The following is a 15,089-nucleotide window of genomic DNA, read 5'->3' on the forward strand; positions in this document are numbered from 1 at the left end:
AATCGTTTATTGTAGGCCATTTTGCCACCACTTAACTTATAAGGTCGTCCGTTCTCATCTGGAAAGTCGAACTGCACGAACCAGTAGTCGTAGAGCTGCTTCGCCATCTTCTCTAAATTATCATTTAGCGCAGAGGGGAATAAACTTTTTCTGTATATCGGAACTATTCATATATAATTTTTAAATTCAAACGATATGAAGAAATTTGCTTGGAAACCGAAATTGGTCAAAGTAGTCTGCGAATGCTGTGGACAAGTGTTTTACGCAGAAGAGGGTACAATTTATTGTACTGAATGCGAGAAACATTGGAACGAGGACTAACGTCCACTTTATGAAATGGGAGGGTCAAAATGTCCTCCATTGCTCTGTTACTATATTATATGGGTATAAATTCAAATAGTACAGAACATGAAACAAACAATCATCCAAGCCGTTATAAACGGTGTTGCTCCTTTTTTATCAGGAGAACAAATAACACAGTTAGAGGTAGTTCTTATACAGGAACTGTCTGAATACGAAGTGGTAAAACCTATCAGCATGGAAGAACAACAGGCAAAAGCTAATGCAGAACTCTTGCAGGCGTATCTCTCGGCAAAGAAGATAGAGGGTTGTTCCGAAAAGACAATCAGCTACTACCAATCTACTATTGACACACTCTTTGCGGCTGTTCGCAAGTCAGTGTGCGATGTTACAACTAACGATATACGCAACTATCTATCCGACTATCAAGAGCAACGGAAAGTCAGTCGGGTAACCATTGACAATATGCGGCGCATTTTTTCATCATTCTTCGCATGGCTTGAAGATGAAGATTTTATTGTGAAAAGCCCCGTGCGTCGTATTCATCGGGTGCGCACGGAAAGCCTAGTGAAAGAAGTTCTGACTGATGAGAATATGGAAGTGCTGCGTGACAGTTGCCAAGAAATTCGTGACATTGCCATGATTGATTTGCTTGCCAGTACGGGTATGCGTGTAGGCGAGTTGGTCAACCTCAATCGCGAAGATATTGATTTCCATGAACGGCAATGTGTGGTGTTTGGAAAGGGAAATAAGGAACGTGAAGTATATTTCAATGCTCGAACCAAAATACACCTACAGAACTATTTGAATAGTCGCACAGATGATAATCCTGCGTTGTTCGTATCGCTTTCTAATCCCCATTCTCGACTTTCGATTAGTGGTGTGGAAGTGCGTTTGAGAACACTTGGACGCAAAGTAAATATCGCCAAAGTGCATCCTCACAAGTTCCGGCGCACATTGGCTACAATGGCCATTGACAAAGGTATGCCTATAGAACAGGTGCAGCGATTGCTCGGTCACGTCAAGATTGACACGACCTTGCACTATGCGATGGTCAATCAGAACAATGTAAAGATGGCTCACAGAAAGTATATTGGATAGCATTATACACGCCTTTCTCTTGGCTTTATCACATATTTTCAAGCAAAAAGAGTATCTTTGCAACAAAATTGTTGCTAATGGAACTCACAAAGTATAAGTTAAGAGATTTGGTTGATGTAACTCGTGGCATGAGTTTGTCCGGCCAGTTTTATGCGGAAGAAGGAGAGTTTATCCGCTTGACACTTGGTAACTTCAATATGAATGGAGGTGGTTTCAAAGAAAACACTTCCAAGACTGACTTATACTTTACGGGAGCGGTAAAAGATGAATTTATCTTGAAGAAAGGCGACATCATTACACCTCTTACAGAACAATCTTTAGGATTGCTTGGTACTACAGCTCGCATTCCTGAAAGTGGAAAATACATTCAAAGTCAAGACATTGCATTGGTTCATTGCAAGAGAAATCGTATTGACCCAAACTTTTGCTATTATCTTATATCTTCAAACCTTGTCAGACAACAACTTAGTGCTGCGGCGCAACAAACAAAGATACGGCACACCTCACCTGATAAGATTATGGATTGCACCGTGTGGATTCCCAATCTTGAAAATCAGATAAAGATCGGCCGTATCTTAACCGATATAGACCATAAAATCACTCTTAACCGTGCGATAAATGATAATTTAGAGAAGATGGCGAAGCAGCTTTACGACTATTGGTTTGTGCAGTTCGACTTCCCTGATGAGAACGGACGACCTTATAAGTTAAGTGGTGGTGAGATGGTATGGAATGAGAAGTTGAAACGAAAGATTCCGCAAGGATGGAAAGACTGTACTTTAGGAGATTTTTGTGAGATGTATCAGCCGAAAGCTCTTGGACTGAATAACTTATCAGATGGCGGAAAGTATAAAGTGTATGGTGCAAATGGTATAATAGGTTACTACTCGTCATACAATCATGAAAATAGTGAAATTGCGATGGCTTGTCGTGGAAACAGCTGTGGCGTTATCAATAGAACCTTACCGAAATCCTGGATAACAGGCAATGCTATGGTTATAAAAATTCGTAATTCACAAGTACACAATGAATACATTAAACAAGCACTAAACTATGCAAATGTTAAAGGTGCAATATCAGGCTCAGGGCAACCGCAAATAACTCGTGAAAATCTAAGCTTAATAAAATTGATGCAACCAAATTCTGCAACATTAAAAGATTTTTCTGAAAAAATAGAAGCACTTATTACCATGGAGTTAGAAATAGAAAAGCAAAATGATAAACTCATTAAACAGCGCAACGAACTTCTGCCCTTGCTGATGAACGGCCAAGTATCGCTAAATTATCATTTATTTGACGATTGAGTTCTATCTTGCGGTCGATGTTAGATAATAAATTTCCAATAGCTTTTTGCACTCTCAATGATGGAAGCAGAATGGGAATCTGAAATATAGTTTCGTTAGAAAGGGTGTATCTTTGTCCGCTTCCAGAAGCATTGTTCTCAAAATACTTTTGGATATAACTTGTGTGCATAAAAGCATTCAGATATTTCCCATCTAAAATATCTTCATTGGGTGTAATCAAGGCACAGTGGTAGCCAAGAAGCACATCGTCAAAGTCGTCAGCGATATAAGCTGAAATGCCAATGTCGTCTCTTGTTTCGCTATCTTTCGTTATAGCGACCTGCCCTTTGTGAATAGAACATTTGGCAATTTCTGTTTCTTTCGCAGATGCAATCATAAAACTTTTTAATAGATTCTGTGTAATTGCCCAGTTTCGATACACGTCAACAAAATTGCATAACCTTACAGGGGTTTCACCATCAATGGATTTCTTATCTACTCCGCTAATCTCTATATTGGCTATATCACTTAATCTACACAAATTCATTTTCGCTCGTTTTTATATATAGTTATAATTAAATCAACTGTAGATTCCTTATATATGGAAGGTACACCATTAGGAATAACTCCATCCATATCATATTGTTCTTCTTGCTTCTTATTTCTAAATTAAAGATTGAATAATCCGGATTGTTTTTTATGCCGTTCTGATTTATAATTCTCCATATATCGTTTGTGTTAATATGTATTTTGTTCTTAATTTTTTCAGCTAATTCTTTCGCAGACAAGGGATACTCTCTCAATCTGTTAATCCGTTCTGTTCTTATCACTTCCACGGTATCAATAGGCTGAACTTCACCAACCAATTTTAGTGTTGGTTCCCCACTTTTTTCGTCAAAAGAACCTTCTTTTATCCAATTTATGCCTTTCAATAATTTTTCATCAACAACAAGTATTTGGGAATTATCTTTTGCTATTGAGCCATTATTTAAATCCAATATTGCGGCATTCTGTGGACCTGATTTTCCTATCTTTGAAACCAAATCCATCCACTGCCTGTTTTGTTTTTCTATCCTATGATTAATAATATTTTCCAATTCTGCATACTGAATTTTCTGAGTTCGTCCTCCATATCTAAAATATATTTCACCATTTCTGATTTCTCCTTCGTCTTTTTTGCAGATAATAGGCTTTACTTTAGCTTCTTCTATAAAGAAAACACCAAAATTCATACTGTTGATTTCAACAATATCATGTTCCCACACAATATCTCCTGAAAATAAATTCAATAAGAAGCCAGAGATTTTTTCAGGGTCAATTTTGTCAAATTGCTCTACAGATTTATCACTTAATCCAATAAGTTCACGTTTGGGTCTATCTTTTACTCCAAAAATAAGCCATCCACCCTTATTGTTTGCGAATGCTGCAAAATCACGAAAATATTCAGATAATCCAGCAAAATTAAAGGATTCCTTAAATTCTAAAGTTTGACTTTCTCTATGGCGTAGATTTCCATCACTTCTTAATCGAAGTAACTCTTTTATTTCGTCAATCTGTATCATACATTTCACAATAATTTCTTTAATTCTTCGCTATCAGGCAAAGCTTTACGCAACTTTTCAGGCATATCTGCTGATGTTGTGTAGGTCGCCACACCCATTGGTTTATTGTAATCTTGGATAACATATTCTACATACTCCTTGTCTGCCTCTTTACACAGCACAATTCCTATGGTCGGATTTTCATGTGGTTTTTTTACATGGTCATCCAAAATGCGCAGATAAGCCATAAGTTGCCCAAGGTAGCCAGGCTTGAAAGAGCCAGCCTTTAGTTCTACACATACCATCGCATTCAATTCGCGATTGAAGAAAAGCAAATCGGGGAAATGTTCTACACCATAAACTTCAAGATGATATTGATTGCCTATGAATGCAAAATCACGTCCAAATGTCATAATGAATCGCTTGATATTTTGAACAATCTGCTGTTCTACCACTCGTTCGTCTATGTCCTCGCTGTCACGTTCCCCGATTTCTTCCACATTGATAAAGTCGAGTGCGTACTCATCCTTAAACATCATTACAGCTTTGCGGGCCTCCTTTGCATCAAGCATTGTTTTTGAAAAATTATTGGGAAGCTGTTGACAGGCAAAGGCGTTGTTGTCAATGAGCTTTACAAGGGCTTCTACGGATAGGTGTTCTTGCGCACACCTCCGAATGTAATAGTATCGCTCTTGCAGTCCCTTTACCTTACTTATAATTCTTGTGTGGTGCGTAAACGGCACTGCCAAGAACTCCATAGCCGGGAAATCTGCGGTATTTGGGATAGCCATTGCATGGTATATGTCTATTTGCCCTGTTTCGGTAATCGTAATTACCGATTGTGGCGTTTCGTCTAATTCGGTAATCGCAATTACCGAATTATTGGATTTGTGCAAACTATTATCCAGCATATCCCAAGCTTCATAGAACAGCCTCATTTTTTTAAGGCTTTCCGCCGAAAAACCACGTAACCCCGGAAGTATCTTTCTGAGATGATTGCTTATGCTTGCGAGCGCACCAGTTCCCCATTTCCCTTTTCGTGAGTTTTGCGACACATACTTGCCCACGCTGTAATATACGGCCAACTGTATGCGGTTTTCACCTTTCAAGGCTTCATATTGCCCTTGCAGTATGGCTGTCTTAATGGTTTCTGCCGCCTCTGTATAGATTGCTGGTATGTTGTTAGTCTGTTGTATCATGTTGCTCTGGGTTATTTGTGTTATTGAACTGCAGGCTGTCAAGTTGTCTCATTATCTCTGCCTCCAATCGGCGGCTTTCAGCAAATTGTTCAGCGAGTGTCCGTTTATGCTCTTCCATTCGGGCGTTAAATTCCTCCTCTGTTATATCCACATAGTCAATTTTGATGTCGAAATACTGTCCGGCTGAAAGGCTGTAACCTTTCTCCTTGATTTCATCGTAGGTCACGGCTACCGAGAAATCTTCTACCGCTTCCTTGTTTTGGAAAGTGGAAACTATTTTTTCGATTTCATCATCACGCAAGCGCACTTTCTTCAGTCCATTAGCATCCTTGTATTCTTCGCCAAGTTTACTTGCGTCAATCAAAATTACTTTCTCTGCAGTCTGTGACTTGTCAAAGAAAAGTACGCTAACATTTGTACCTGTATTCGCAAACACATTGCTCGGCATTGAGACACACCCGAATACTATCTTATCATCAACAATCTTTTTAAGAATAACTTTTTCTATGCCACTCTTGGCTGTAATAAATCCTGTAGGAATTACGATGGCTCCCTTACCTGTTCTCTTCAACGAGTTAATAACATGCTGTATAAAGCATGTGTAAATGGCCATTGATTCTTTCTTTTTGGCTGGTACTTTAGGAACGCCAGCCCAAAAACGTGCCGGCATGGCAGCTATCTTCTCGCGGGTGTCGGAGAAGTCCATTTTGAAAGGGGGATTGCTGACTACAAAATCAAATTGCCGTAACTCTTTGCCATCATCGCTTTTGTGATATGGATTCACAAGCGTATCGCCTTGAATAGCATTGTCAAGCGAAGAAACCAGACCATTAAGAAGAAGATTTAACTTCAACATCTTGTTGCTTCGCTGGGAAATATCTTGTGAGAATATTGAGCAGCGGTCTTCTCCGATTTGGTGACTGAGAGCCATAAGTAAAGTGCCTGTACCTGCGGATGGATCATAACATTCCATACTATGTAGGTCTGCATTATCCCCTACAAGCAACCGTGCCATAATTGTGGCGATAGCATGAGGCGTATAGTATTCAGCATATTTACCGCCTCCTGCTGTATTGTAGTCTTTGATAAGGTATTCAAAGACACTAGCGAAGAAGTCGTAGTTTTGTGCAAATGCCTCTTCAAATGAGAAGTTTACGAGCTTATCTACCAACGCTCTTGCAAAAGGTGCTCGTTGTGCGCTATCGGTGACAAATTGCGTCAAAGGTTCAAAGAGTGGTATTTTGGTATTTGCTGTTGTCTGCGTGGAAAATATGTCTGCGTTTTTTTCGGCTATGTCCGTCATCGTGGAATCGAAAATCATATCAAAGTCACCCTTTCCTTGTTGGTTCCACAAATTGGCTATAAGGTGATACGGTTCAAGCATTGGAACATCTGGCGATATGGCACTTTGTAAAAGCATTCGCTCCGTATCAGATAATTCCTCATAAGCCTGTTCCCATTTCACATTGCCATTCAATTTCTTGGCAATGTCACTCTTGGCATTTTTGACTTCATAGCCAAATTTGTCATTCAAAAACTTATATAAAAATACTTGTGTGATAATCTTATACTCGTTGCCATCATTTCCCATACCGTATGCTTGGCAAGTAGCTTTCAGTCCATCTATAAGTTGTAAGGTTTTCTCCTTAATTCCTGACATAATCTATTTTGCTGTTATGCCACTCCATATGTGGCGTTATATTGATTGATATATTGTTGAGATATTCTTGATTGGATAAATTTGTAATCTTCCATTTCTGGTTTTATCTGTGGAAAATGATACAAACACCCATTGATGAGCGCCATGACCGTACGGTTAAAATAGGCATCTTTTTTCAAAATGTCATTACGGTCATAGACTTTTGCGTCTATTTCCTCTTTTATGATGTTGAGTATGGCTACAATCTCGTCGTCAAGAAAAGAGAACATAGGCTTCTGCCCTTTTTCTTCACGCAGCTTGTTGACCTCGCGTATTCGTTTGTGAACGCGGGCAAATTTCTCATCTCCTTTGTATTTTCTCAGAAGTACATTATTCCGTCTTTGAATGTCTTGTAACCGTTTGATGATGTCATCCAAAGCCTTGGTCTCTTCGTTGAATTTAGCAATAGTGTCAATCACAAACCCATGTTCCTTGAATCTCTCCATGAACGCATCGCGTAACGATATGTATTCTGGGTCATCTTGGTCTATGTTCTGTGTAAAGGATGTTATGGTACGATGCCACTTTTCTTTCAATTCAATTCCTCCACCAATCAGGCGCATTTCTTCTTGTCCAATCTTCGAAAAATTGAACTCTATATCCATCATGGCCTCATTGATGAGTGCCTTAGTTTCTTCACTGGTGCTAAACACCTCCTTTTGATTTATAATATCAATACGATGTTGAACTTCTGAAAGTAGCTGTGGCAGTTTGGTTATCTCCAGCTTAGAGAACTGCTCCTTCATGTCATCATCACCGAAAGTACGCACAAGGTTTGCCATATTCTTTGCCGAAATCAAAGCCTGTTTTAACTCAAGTAGCACACTTTTGTCTTCTTCGGTTGATATTTCAGAGGAAAAAACTTCAGCGTTATTATATGAGTAATTAAAGAGCGTTTGGCGGACTCCTTTCATTTGTTTGATGATTTCTTCTTTATCTTCAATCACCTGTGTGAATGTGTCTGTTGCATTGCCCTCACCAGTTTCATCCACATCATTAAAGCGATTTAGCTCTTGCAAATAAGCTTCATTGGTTTCTTCAAAGTTACGCTTTATATCGGCAAAATCTATCACAAAGCCGTAACGCATATCCTTGTATGGCCTATTCACCCGGGTTATTGCCTGCAAAAGATTATGGTCTTTTAGCTTTCGTCCGAAATATAAGCGTTTCAACCGTGGTGCATCAAACCCGGTAAGTAGCATATTGAAAACAATCAATATGTCTATGGTCATATTCTTTTTAAAATCCTTGATTATCTGCTTGCGTGTTTCCTTATCATCTGTATCATAAAGAATGATACCTGCTTTGAGGGGCCGATATTTAGACTTATAATCCACGGCTGGTTCACCTACCACAAATGAGCCGTCAGCCAATTTTATTTTAATAGGCTTTGGTTGAAGCTTTTCCCATTCTTCTTGGAATACTTCATAAAGCCTACGTGCTTGTTCACTAGTTTCGCATATTACCATACCTCCCAAAGTATCATCACCTTGTATTTTTCGGAACTCTTTCAAGTCATTGATAATATAGTGAGCCAATTCTCCTACATAGTTTGGATGCTCAATAATCTCAGACTTCTTGATGTCTTTCTTTTGTACTAAAGTGTCAAGTTTATCGTAAACTTCTGACAATCGTTCCTTATATGAAGTTTCAATATCCTCTCGGATGATTTTCAACGTATATCCGTCTGCAATTGATTTATCATAGTAATAGGTATGAAGGTACTCTCCAAACACTTTGCAGGACGCTCGTTCTTCTTTTAGTAGAGGGGTTCCAGTAAGGGCTATTTTCACTGCTTCGGGATCTGCCTCAAAGAGGTTTGCAAGAAAACATCCCCCAGGTTTATATCCCCGGTGTGCTTCGTCAAGGATGAATATACGCTGAAGGTTGGTTGCATAGTTATTGATGCGAACTTTCTCCTTGTCTTCAGCAAAGCGTTGGATATTTACCACAGTTATTTCAGCTTGACCGCTTACTCCTTGTTGTGCCTGATTGTTTCGGAACTGCTCCATCAATTCTGCCCTTGAATTAGCTGTACTAACAACAAGCCCTCTTGCCTCAAATTCCTGCGTAGCCTGTTCCAAAAGGTCAAGCCTGTCTACAATGAAATAGAATTTAGCAACCTTATTTTGCTTGGCATAGAAATCATTGAGTATATAAGTCAAGTAGTACGACAAAGCTGTTTTACCACTACCTTGCGTATGCCATACAACCCCCGACTTGACACCTTCAGCGAGTTTCTTCTGGATGGCCAATGAAGCAAATAGTTGCTGGTATCGCATAATGTGCTTTTGGTCGGTAGATTCTATTTTTCCATCTACTTCTCGTTCCATTTTCACATATGCAATGCCATATTTAATGATATAGAGCAACCGCTCTGGCGAACACATGGATGTTAGAATTCTATTTGTAGGAGTATTGATGTCAAGATTTGTCTGATACTCAGGGCTGGTATGAATCACTTGGCAGTTATAATCAGACAGAATACTCTTTTCTACAGTTTTGTTTATATCTTTATATGGATAGTCTCGGTGATATGGTGCAACTTTCATACTACCCGGATTCTCTTCCCTAAAACAATTAAATGGTGAAAACAATCTCGCACCTGTGCAATAAAAAGCCCCTTGTATAGGTACAATGCCTCCAAGGGCGTCATACTCCATATTGTTGCTGAAAATCATCAACTGGGTAGCGTTGATAAAACGGCGGAACTTCTTGTTCGGGAAACGCTCCCGATTCATTCTTGCGCTTTCTGCAACCATGCCTCCATGATTGTTTGGCTTTTTCACTTCGACGAAACACAAGGGCAAACCATTAACAAACAAGGTTATATCAGGACGGAATTCGTCTTGTCCATTCCTGCAAGTAAACTCCGCCGTAAAATGGAAATCGTTATTCTCAATATGGTCAAAGTCAATCAATCTTATAGGTGATACAGATTTAAGCCGATTATAAAAACTGCGACCTAAATCATCGTCATTAAGTTCTTTACGGATTTCTTTAAGTACTTGAAGAAATTCTCCTTCATGCCCAGGGTTTAAAGTTTTGAATTTATTCTCAAATACTCGAAGAAGTATGTTGGTATCTCCATCATAGACACTGCCATTCATGTCTTCATGAAGTTTTCCAATATATGAATACCCCAATCGGGTAAGATGTACCATTGCTGGCATCTGTACTCGTGTTGCTTCTGAAAATTGCTTCATAATATGGCTTTGTGTATTATAAACAAGTATTTATTTCTCTATAATACCATCAATGGTTTGCTTTATCTGCTCGAAACCTTGCGGGTCGTTGTCATCAAGCAACATTCTTATTTGAAGGGTCTCAAAATTTTCATCCGTTACAAGTAGTATATCTGCAAGCGACTTTATACCCAAACCATTTGCACATCTGAATCTATGATAGATTGCCCAGCCACAAAATTTATTTTCATCAAGAGACTTGTATCTATTTTTTATAATCATCTTATTTTCTTCAATCTCGTCATTGACCTTTTTCAGCCTATTACCTATTTCTTCCATTTCTTTTTTAGCTTGTCTATGTTGTTCTTTGCTATAAGCATCCCAAGAATTAGACCAAATGGCAGCTGATGATTTTTCTCTATCATATTCATCTTGTAGTGCTTCTTGTTTGGAACGTAATTCCGCTATTTTATATGCGGCAGCACAAGCCTCATAATCAGTATAGATAGAGGTGAATGCACTGTCCAACCTAGTTTCTACAGCTTCATAAGAACTTGCATCATTAAGGATTTTCTTAACCTCATTTTCTGCAAACAATGCGGCCTTTTCTTCTCTACTTTGGCCACATCCTACCACTATTAGTGATAATAATAAAAGTGATATTACATTTTTCATATCATGAATTCTTTAAGTTTTAACTGAAGTTTATTATCTCGCTCACATTAACCTCCAGCAATTCCGAGATGCGTTTCAAAGTTGCCAAATCTGGTTGAGTGGTATTGGTACACCATTTTGATACAGTCGTTTGGTTTACTCCCAACTGTTCGGCCAACCATTTGTTGGTTCTCTTCTTTTTAACTAGTACAAGCTTTAATTGATTCAAATCTTCCATATTGCCAATATAATGCTTTTGGTGCAAATATAATGATTTTACGCGATAAATGCACCTTGTGTTTCAACATTTAATGTGATGTAACTGATTTAGAGCATTGCGAGCTATGGATTATGAGCAATAGAAACAATATGTTCATCTATTTTGATCCTATGCTTCCCTGTTGTTGTACGCAAGTTCTTTCTGATTGTGTCAAGAGTAGAATTGGCAAACCATTCATGGAATGTTTGCATAACAAATTGTGCCGTGATATCCCGACTGATGTTGTATTGAAAAGCAATGTTCCAAGCAAAATTCTTTAGTGAGATTTGTGTAACTGTTGTACGTCGTTTGATGTGGATGTTTACGCTAAGAGCTTTCCGATTGGTGACAAAGTATCGGACGCATTCGCAGATTTGGAAGATTTCTTCTTCGCTAAAATCAAATTGCCTGAATGTGTTTCGGGTGTATTGCAATACGGCTTGTAGTTTTTCGTCTTCTTCCCTTTCTTTTTGCTGAAGATATTGTCGTTCCTCATGCAGGTACTCATAATGGAATAACTCTATCCGTTTCATTTGAATATCGTCATTGCCAACCATAGATATAGCAGTTGCTAAAGTGCTATCATCTTTAGATTGTCGGTTAGATTTCGTAGGCTTATGGAAGAATAAAGAAGCAAGAGATATTATATGTGCCGACAGAGAGAGGCATAAATGGTAAATGAGTTTTAGAGCAACATAACAAGCTACCATGATAAAAGGGAGAATGCTTAGCTGTATGCCCAAAGCATCACTCACAGGAAATGATATTGTGGACGCCAGAAGCACCGTTACTACTTCTATCGCCCAGGATTGGAATATATGTTGCCTTTGCTTCATAACTATTTTTATCTACGATTATTTTGCAAAAGTATAACGTATTTCCATAAAAAACGAAAGTCAAAAATAAGCGAAAAAGATACAATGTCTTCGTTTTATGCGTTTTGTGAAAAGAAGAGCAAAACAAGTGCAAATATCCAACATCAAATGAAAACATCTGCAAATACAAAATACATAGTTAAATAATCATAAATCTTTCTTTTGCCGTGGAAATATCTCTTTTTACTCTTGCTTTTCAATATATGACCACTAAAATAATTCATATTTGTACCATGAAATTATAAATAGCTGATATTCATAGCATATTATATTTGAGGAAGTCAAATGATTCCGATAAGTAAATACATACTAAATCGCAAGCAAAAGCGTGCAGCTCAACGAGTTGCACGCTTTTTGCGTTTATGGGGTTCTTGGTTTCTATGCCTTTTTTACGCCCTTTTTTATCCCTTATTTGCGACATATTTGCGACAAGACAAAAAAGTAGATAATGTGGGACAAAATCCTACTAATCTCGACTAATACATACTTAAAAGTAGATAATATGCCAACAATCGGATTTGAAATCAAACGGAAGTGTAAGGTGTGCGGTAAAACATTTATCGCAAAGACACTTGACAGCCACTATTGTTCGCCTAAATGCAGTAAGGTGGCGTGGAAGCGTAAAAAGGACGCAAAGGATAGAAACGCACGGTTAGAAACCATAGCCCGGCAAATCCCTGACATACGGGAATATCTTTCAGTAAAGGAAGCTGTGGCCATGTTCGGTGTGGAACGTAATACCTTATATCGGCTGATAAAATCAGGACGCATTCCAGCCGTCAATATCGGCACCCGGCTCATACGCATTAAGCGTTCAGACATGGAGAAACTTTTTCTTACTCGTCCAAAGAGTCTTGCTGAAAAAGAGAAACCTATTCCCAAACTTTATAGTATGGAGCCGGAGGACTGTTATACCATTGCTCAGGTTTGTGAGAAATATCATATCAATGACAGTTCCGTATGGGCGCACGTCAGAAAATACTCCATTCCATCCCGGCAAATCGGGAACTATGTGTATGTACCCAAACAAGAAATAGATAACCTTTATAAATCAGAGATAGAATGAAGAAAACATTGCCTAACACAAAAGTGACCGTCAAGCTCAGGAGGTCAAGATACAAAGAAGAGTGGTATCTGATTATCGAATCGTACCCAGTGTATAAACGTGGCTCAAACAGAGCGAGCCGAGTGGTAGAGTCAATCAATCGGACTATATCCACACCCATTTGGGACAAGTCATCCATCGCACGAATTCTGCCGGATGGCAGTTTCAACTACAAGCCGAAGAGGGATTTGAACGGAATTATTCAATGCCGTTCCACAATCGACCAGGAAGCTTGTATCTATGCCGATAATGTCCGGAAGTTGCGTCAGCATGAGTACGATAGTGCCATTCTCTATACAGATAAGGAAAATGAACTTGCAGCGCAGAATGAACGTAGTGAACAGGACTTCATCAAATACTTCAACGGTATCATCAGCAAACGCCATCCCAACAGTTCAAATTCGATTATCGTCAATTGGATGCGTGTGGGCGAATTGTTGAAAATTTATTCGCAAGGGAATCCCATCCCGTTCAAATCCATCTCCGTAAAATTGCTTGAGGACATCAAGATGTTCCTACTCCGTGCCCCAATGGGAGGCAACAAGAAGGGCACAATCTCACAGAATACGGCATCCACCTATTTCTCCATTGTCAAGGCAGGGCTGAAACAGGCTTTTATAGATGAATATCTCACGGTTGACATCAGCGCAAAGGTAAAAGGCATTAGTCAGATTGAAAAGCCACGTGTCGCACTCAGCATGAACGAAGTGCAGATGCTGGTAGATACGCCCTGCAAGGACGATGTGCTGAAACGTGCGTTCCTGTTCTCAATCCTGACCGGCTTACGGCATAGCGACATTAAGCCGTTGAAGTGGAAACAGATTCAGCAGACAAGCAAAGGAACGTGGCAGGCCGTGGTTGTACAGCAAAAGACAAAGAAGCTCGATTGTAAGCCCGTTACTGCACAGGCGTTGCAACTGTGTGGTGAACGCCCGGATGATGATGAACGCCTGGTGTTCGAGGGTCTAACAGATATTTCTTGGATTTCCCATCCGTTGAAAGAATGGATAGAGGCATCAGGCATAAAGAAGCACGTAACTTTTCATTGCGGACGTCATAGTTTCGCCTCGTTGCTCCTTGAAAACGGCGTAGATATTTATACGATAAAGTCTTTAATGGGACATACCAATGTCAAAACAACTCAAATTTATACTCATCTTGTGGATGCAGCAAAGGAGAAAGCAGCCAATACATTACATATAGATAACCTGCCCGTATAAGGTCGCGGTGCTAATTTCCACCATTGAGCATCAGTTACTTATGTAAAGGAATTCTCTATTTACCACCCATTTGCCCCTCATGAAGCACCATGCTTTTTGAGGGGTTTTCTTTGTTATATCCCCGAAGTCCTATTGTTTTTCTAATTCCGCTCATGTTTTTATTCCATCAGTTACCTTTCATAAGAGCAGGTGTCTTAATGAAACTTAAATCTGCATGTGGTAACAAAGGGGCAGAGTGGTGATTGTCCGGCACCTATTTAGCACCCGTAAGCATCCATATAGTTTTGCGGCATAAACTTAAAAACGTGAGAATATGAGTTATACCGTAAATTCATTGGAGGAAATGCCAAATGCATTGTCCTACCTGATTAAGACTGTTGAAGAATTACAGTCCACCGTAAAAGCCTTGCAGCATAAGCAGGCAAGTGATTCACCTAAATGGATGGATATAGATGAGCTTTGTGCTTATCTGCCATCACATCCGGCTAAGCAAACGGTTTATGGATGGGTGTCAGCCAAACAGATACCCGTACATAAGATAAATAAGGCATTGGCTTTTTTACAATCGGAAATAGATGATTGGTTGAAGAGCAAAGTCCACAAGACACAGGACGACCTTATGTTGGAAGCCGAACAATTTGTCAAATCCAAAAAGATTATCAGATAAT

General features: G+C 39.2%; 13 protein-coding genes and 1 pseudogene. 5 read left to right on the forward strand and 9 right to left on the reverse strand.

What is annotated here, in order from left to right:
• A pseudogene (locus H6A34_RS14975) lies at nt 1-107 on the reverse strand (restriction endonuclease subunit S); the annotation flags it as partial.
• A gap of 301 nt (nt 108-408) precedes the next feature.
• Here H6A34_RS14975 and xerA point away from each other — a divergent pair.
• Together xerA and H6A34_RS07195 are read left to right on the forward strand one after the other, a co-directional pair.
• Nucleotides 409-1,401 carry a site-specific tyrosine recombinase/integron integrase gene (gene xerA / locus H6A34_RS07190; protein WP_205104478.1) on the forward strand — a complete coding sequence of 331 codons (993 nt, stop codon included), beginning with the start codon at nt 409-411 and terminating at the stop codon, nt 1,399-1,401.
• 77 nt (nt 1,402-1,478) lie between these two features.
• Entirely contained in the window at nt 1,479-2,705 is a 1,227-nt protein-coding gene (locus H6A34_RS07195; protein WP_205104480.1) for a restriction endonuclease subunit S, read from the forward strand.
• On the opposite strand, the gene H6A34_RS07200 is transcribed toward H6A34_RS07195, so the two are convergent.
• The 8 genes from H6A34_RS07200 to H6A34_RS07235 form a co-directional block, all read right to left on the reverse strand.
• Nucleotides 2,629-3,231 (reverse strand): restriction endonuclease subunit S, encoded by a 603-nt coding sequence (locus tag H6A34_RS07200; RefSeq protein WP_205104481.1) that lies wholly within the window; start codon nt 3,229-3,231, stop codon nt 2,629-2,631. The genes H6A34_RS07195 and H6A34_RS07200 overlap by 77 nt on opposite strands.
• 28 nt (nt 3,232-3,259) lie before the next feature.
• Nucleotides 3,260-4,246 carry an AlbA family DNA-binding domain-containing protein gene (locus tag H6A34_RS07205; RefSeq protein WP_205104483.1) on the reverse strand — a complete coding sequence of 329 codons (987 nt, stop codon included), beginning with the start codon at nt 4,244-4,246 and terminating at the stop codon, nt 3,260-3,262.
• 5 nt (nt 4,247-4,251) lie between these two features.
• Complete coding sequence (locus H6A34_RS07210; protein ID WP_205104485.1) at nt 4,252-5,424, reverse strand: PDDEXK nuclease domain-containing protein; 1,173 nt, start codon at nt 5,422-5,424, stop codon at nt 4,252-4,254.
• Entirely contained in the window at nt 5,408-7,084 is a 1,677-nt protein-coding gene (locus tag H6A34_RS07215) for an HsdM family class I SAM-dependent methyltransferase (protein WP_205104487.1), read from the reverse strand. Before H6A34_RS07215 ends, H6A34_RS07210 begins: the two co-directional genes overlap by 17 nt.
• 14 nt (nt 7,085-7,098) lie before the next feature.
• Entirely contained in the window at nt 7,099-10,329 is a 3,231-nt protein-coding gene (locus H6A34_RS07220; protein WP_205104489.1) for a type I restriction endonuclease subunit R, read from the reverse strand.
• 30 nt (nt 10,330-10,359) lie between these two features.
• Nucleotides 10,360-10,983 (reverse strand): hypothetical protein, encoded by a 624-nt coding sequence (locus tag H6A34_RS07225; protein ID WP_205104491.1) that lies wholly within the window; start codon nt 10,981-10,983, stop codon nt 10,360-10,362.
• Nucleotides 10,984-11,002: 19 nt separating this feature from the next.
• Nucleotides 11,003-11,200 carry a helix-turn-helix transcriptional regulator gene (locus H6A34_RS07230; protein ID WP_205104493.1) on the reverse strand — a complete coding sequence of 66 codons (198 nt, stop codon included), beginning with the start codon at nt 11,198-11,200 and terminating at the stop codon, nt 11,003-11,005.
• A 104-nt stretch (nt 11,201-11,304) separates the two neighbouring features.
• Nucleotides 11,305-12,057, reverse strand: coding sequence for a hypothetical protein (locus H6A34_RS07235; RefSeq protein ID WP_205104495.1), 753 nt, complete (start codon nt 12,055-12,057; stop codon nt 11,305-11,307).
• A gap of 541 nt (nt 12,058-12,598) precedes the next feature.
• Between H6A34_RS07235 and H6A34_RS07240 the strand changes: the two genes are divergently transcribed.
• The 3 genes from H6A34_RS07240 (at nt 12,599) to mads1 (ending at nt 15,088) form a co-directional block, all read left to right on the forward strand.
• The gene (locus tag H6A34_RS07240) at nt 12,599-13,162 is read left to right on the forward strand and encodes a helix-turn-helix domain-containing protein (protein ID WP_205104497.1); all 564 of its coding nucleotides are present in this window, start codon (nt 12,599-12,601) and stop codon (nt 13,160-13,162) included.
• Complete coding sequence (locus tag H6A34_RS07245) at nt 13,159-14,421, forward strand: site-specific integrase (RefSeq protein WP_205104499.1); 1,263 nt, start codon at nt 13,159-13,161, stop codon at nt 14,419-14,421. The genes H6A34_RS07240 and H6A34_RS07245 overlap by 4 nt, the downstream gene beginning before the upstream one ends.
• A 313-nt stretch (nt 14,422-14,734) precedes the next feature.
• Nucleotides 14,735-15,088, forward strand: coding sequence for a methylation-associated defense system helix-turn-helix domain-containing protein MAD1 (gene mads1, locus H6A34_RS07250; protein ID WP_182101426.1), 354 nt, complete (start codon nt 14,735-14,737; stop codon nt 15,086-15,088).
• Nucleotide 15,089: the final 1 nt, after the last annotated feature.

The sequence above is a fragment of the Marseilla massiliensis genome, from assembly GCF_016899855.1.
Classification (GTDB): Bacteria; Bacteroidota; Bacteroidia; order Bacteroidales; family Bacteroidaceae; genus Prevotella.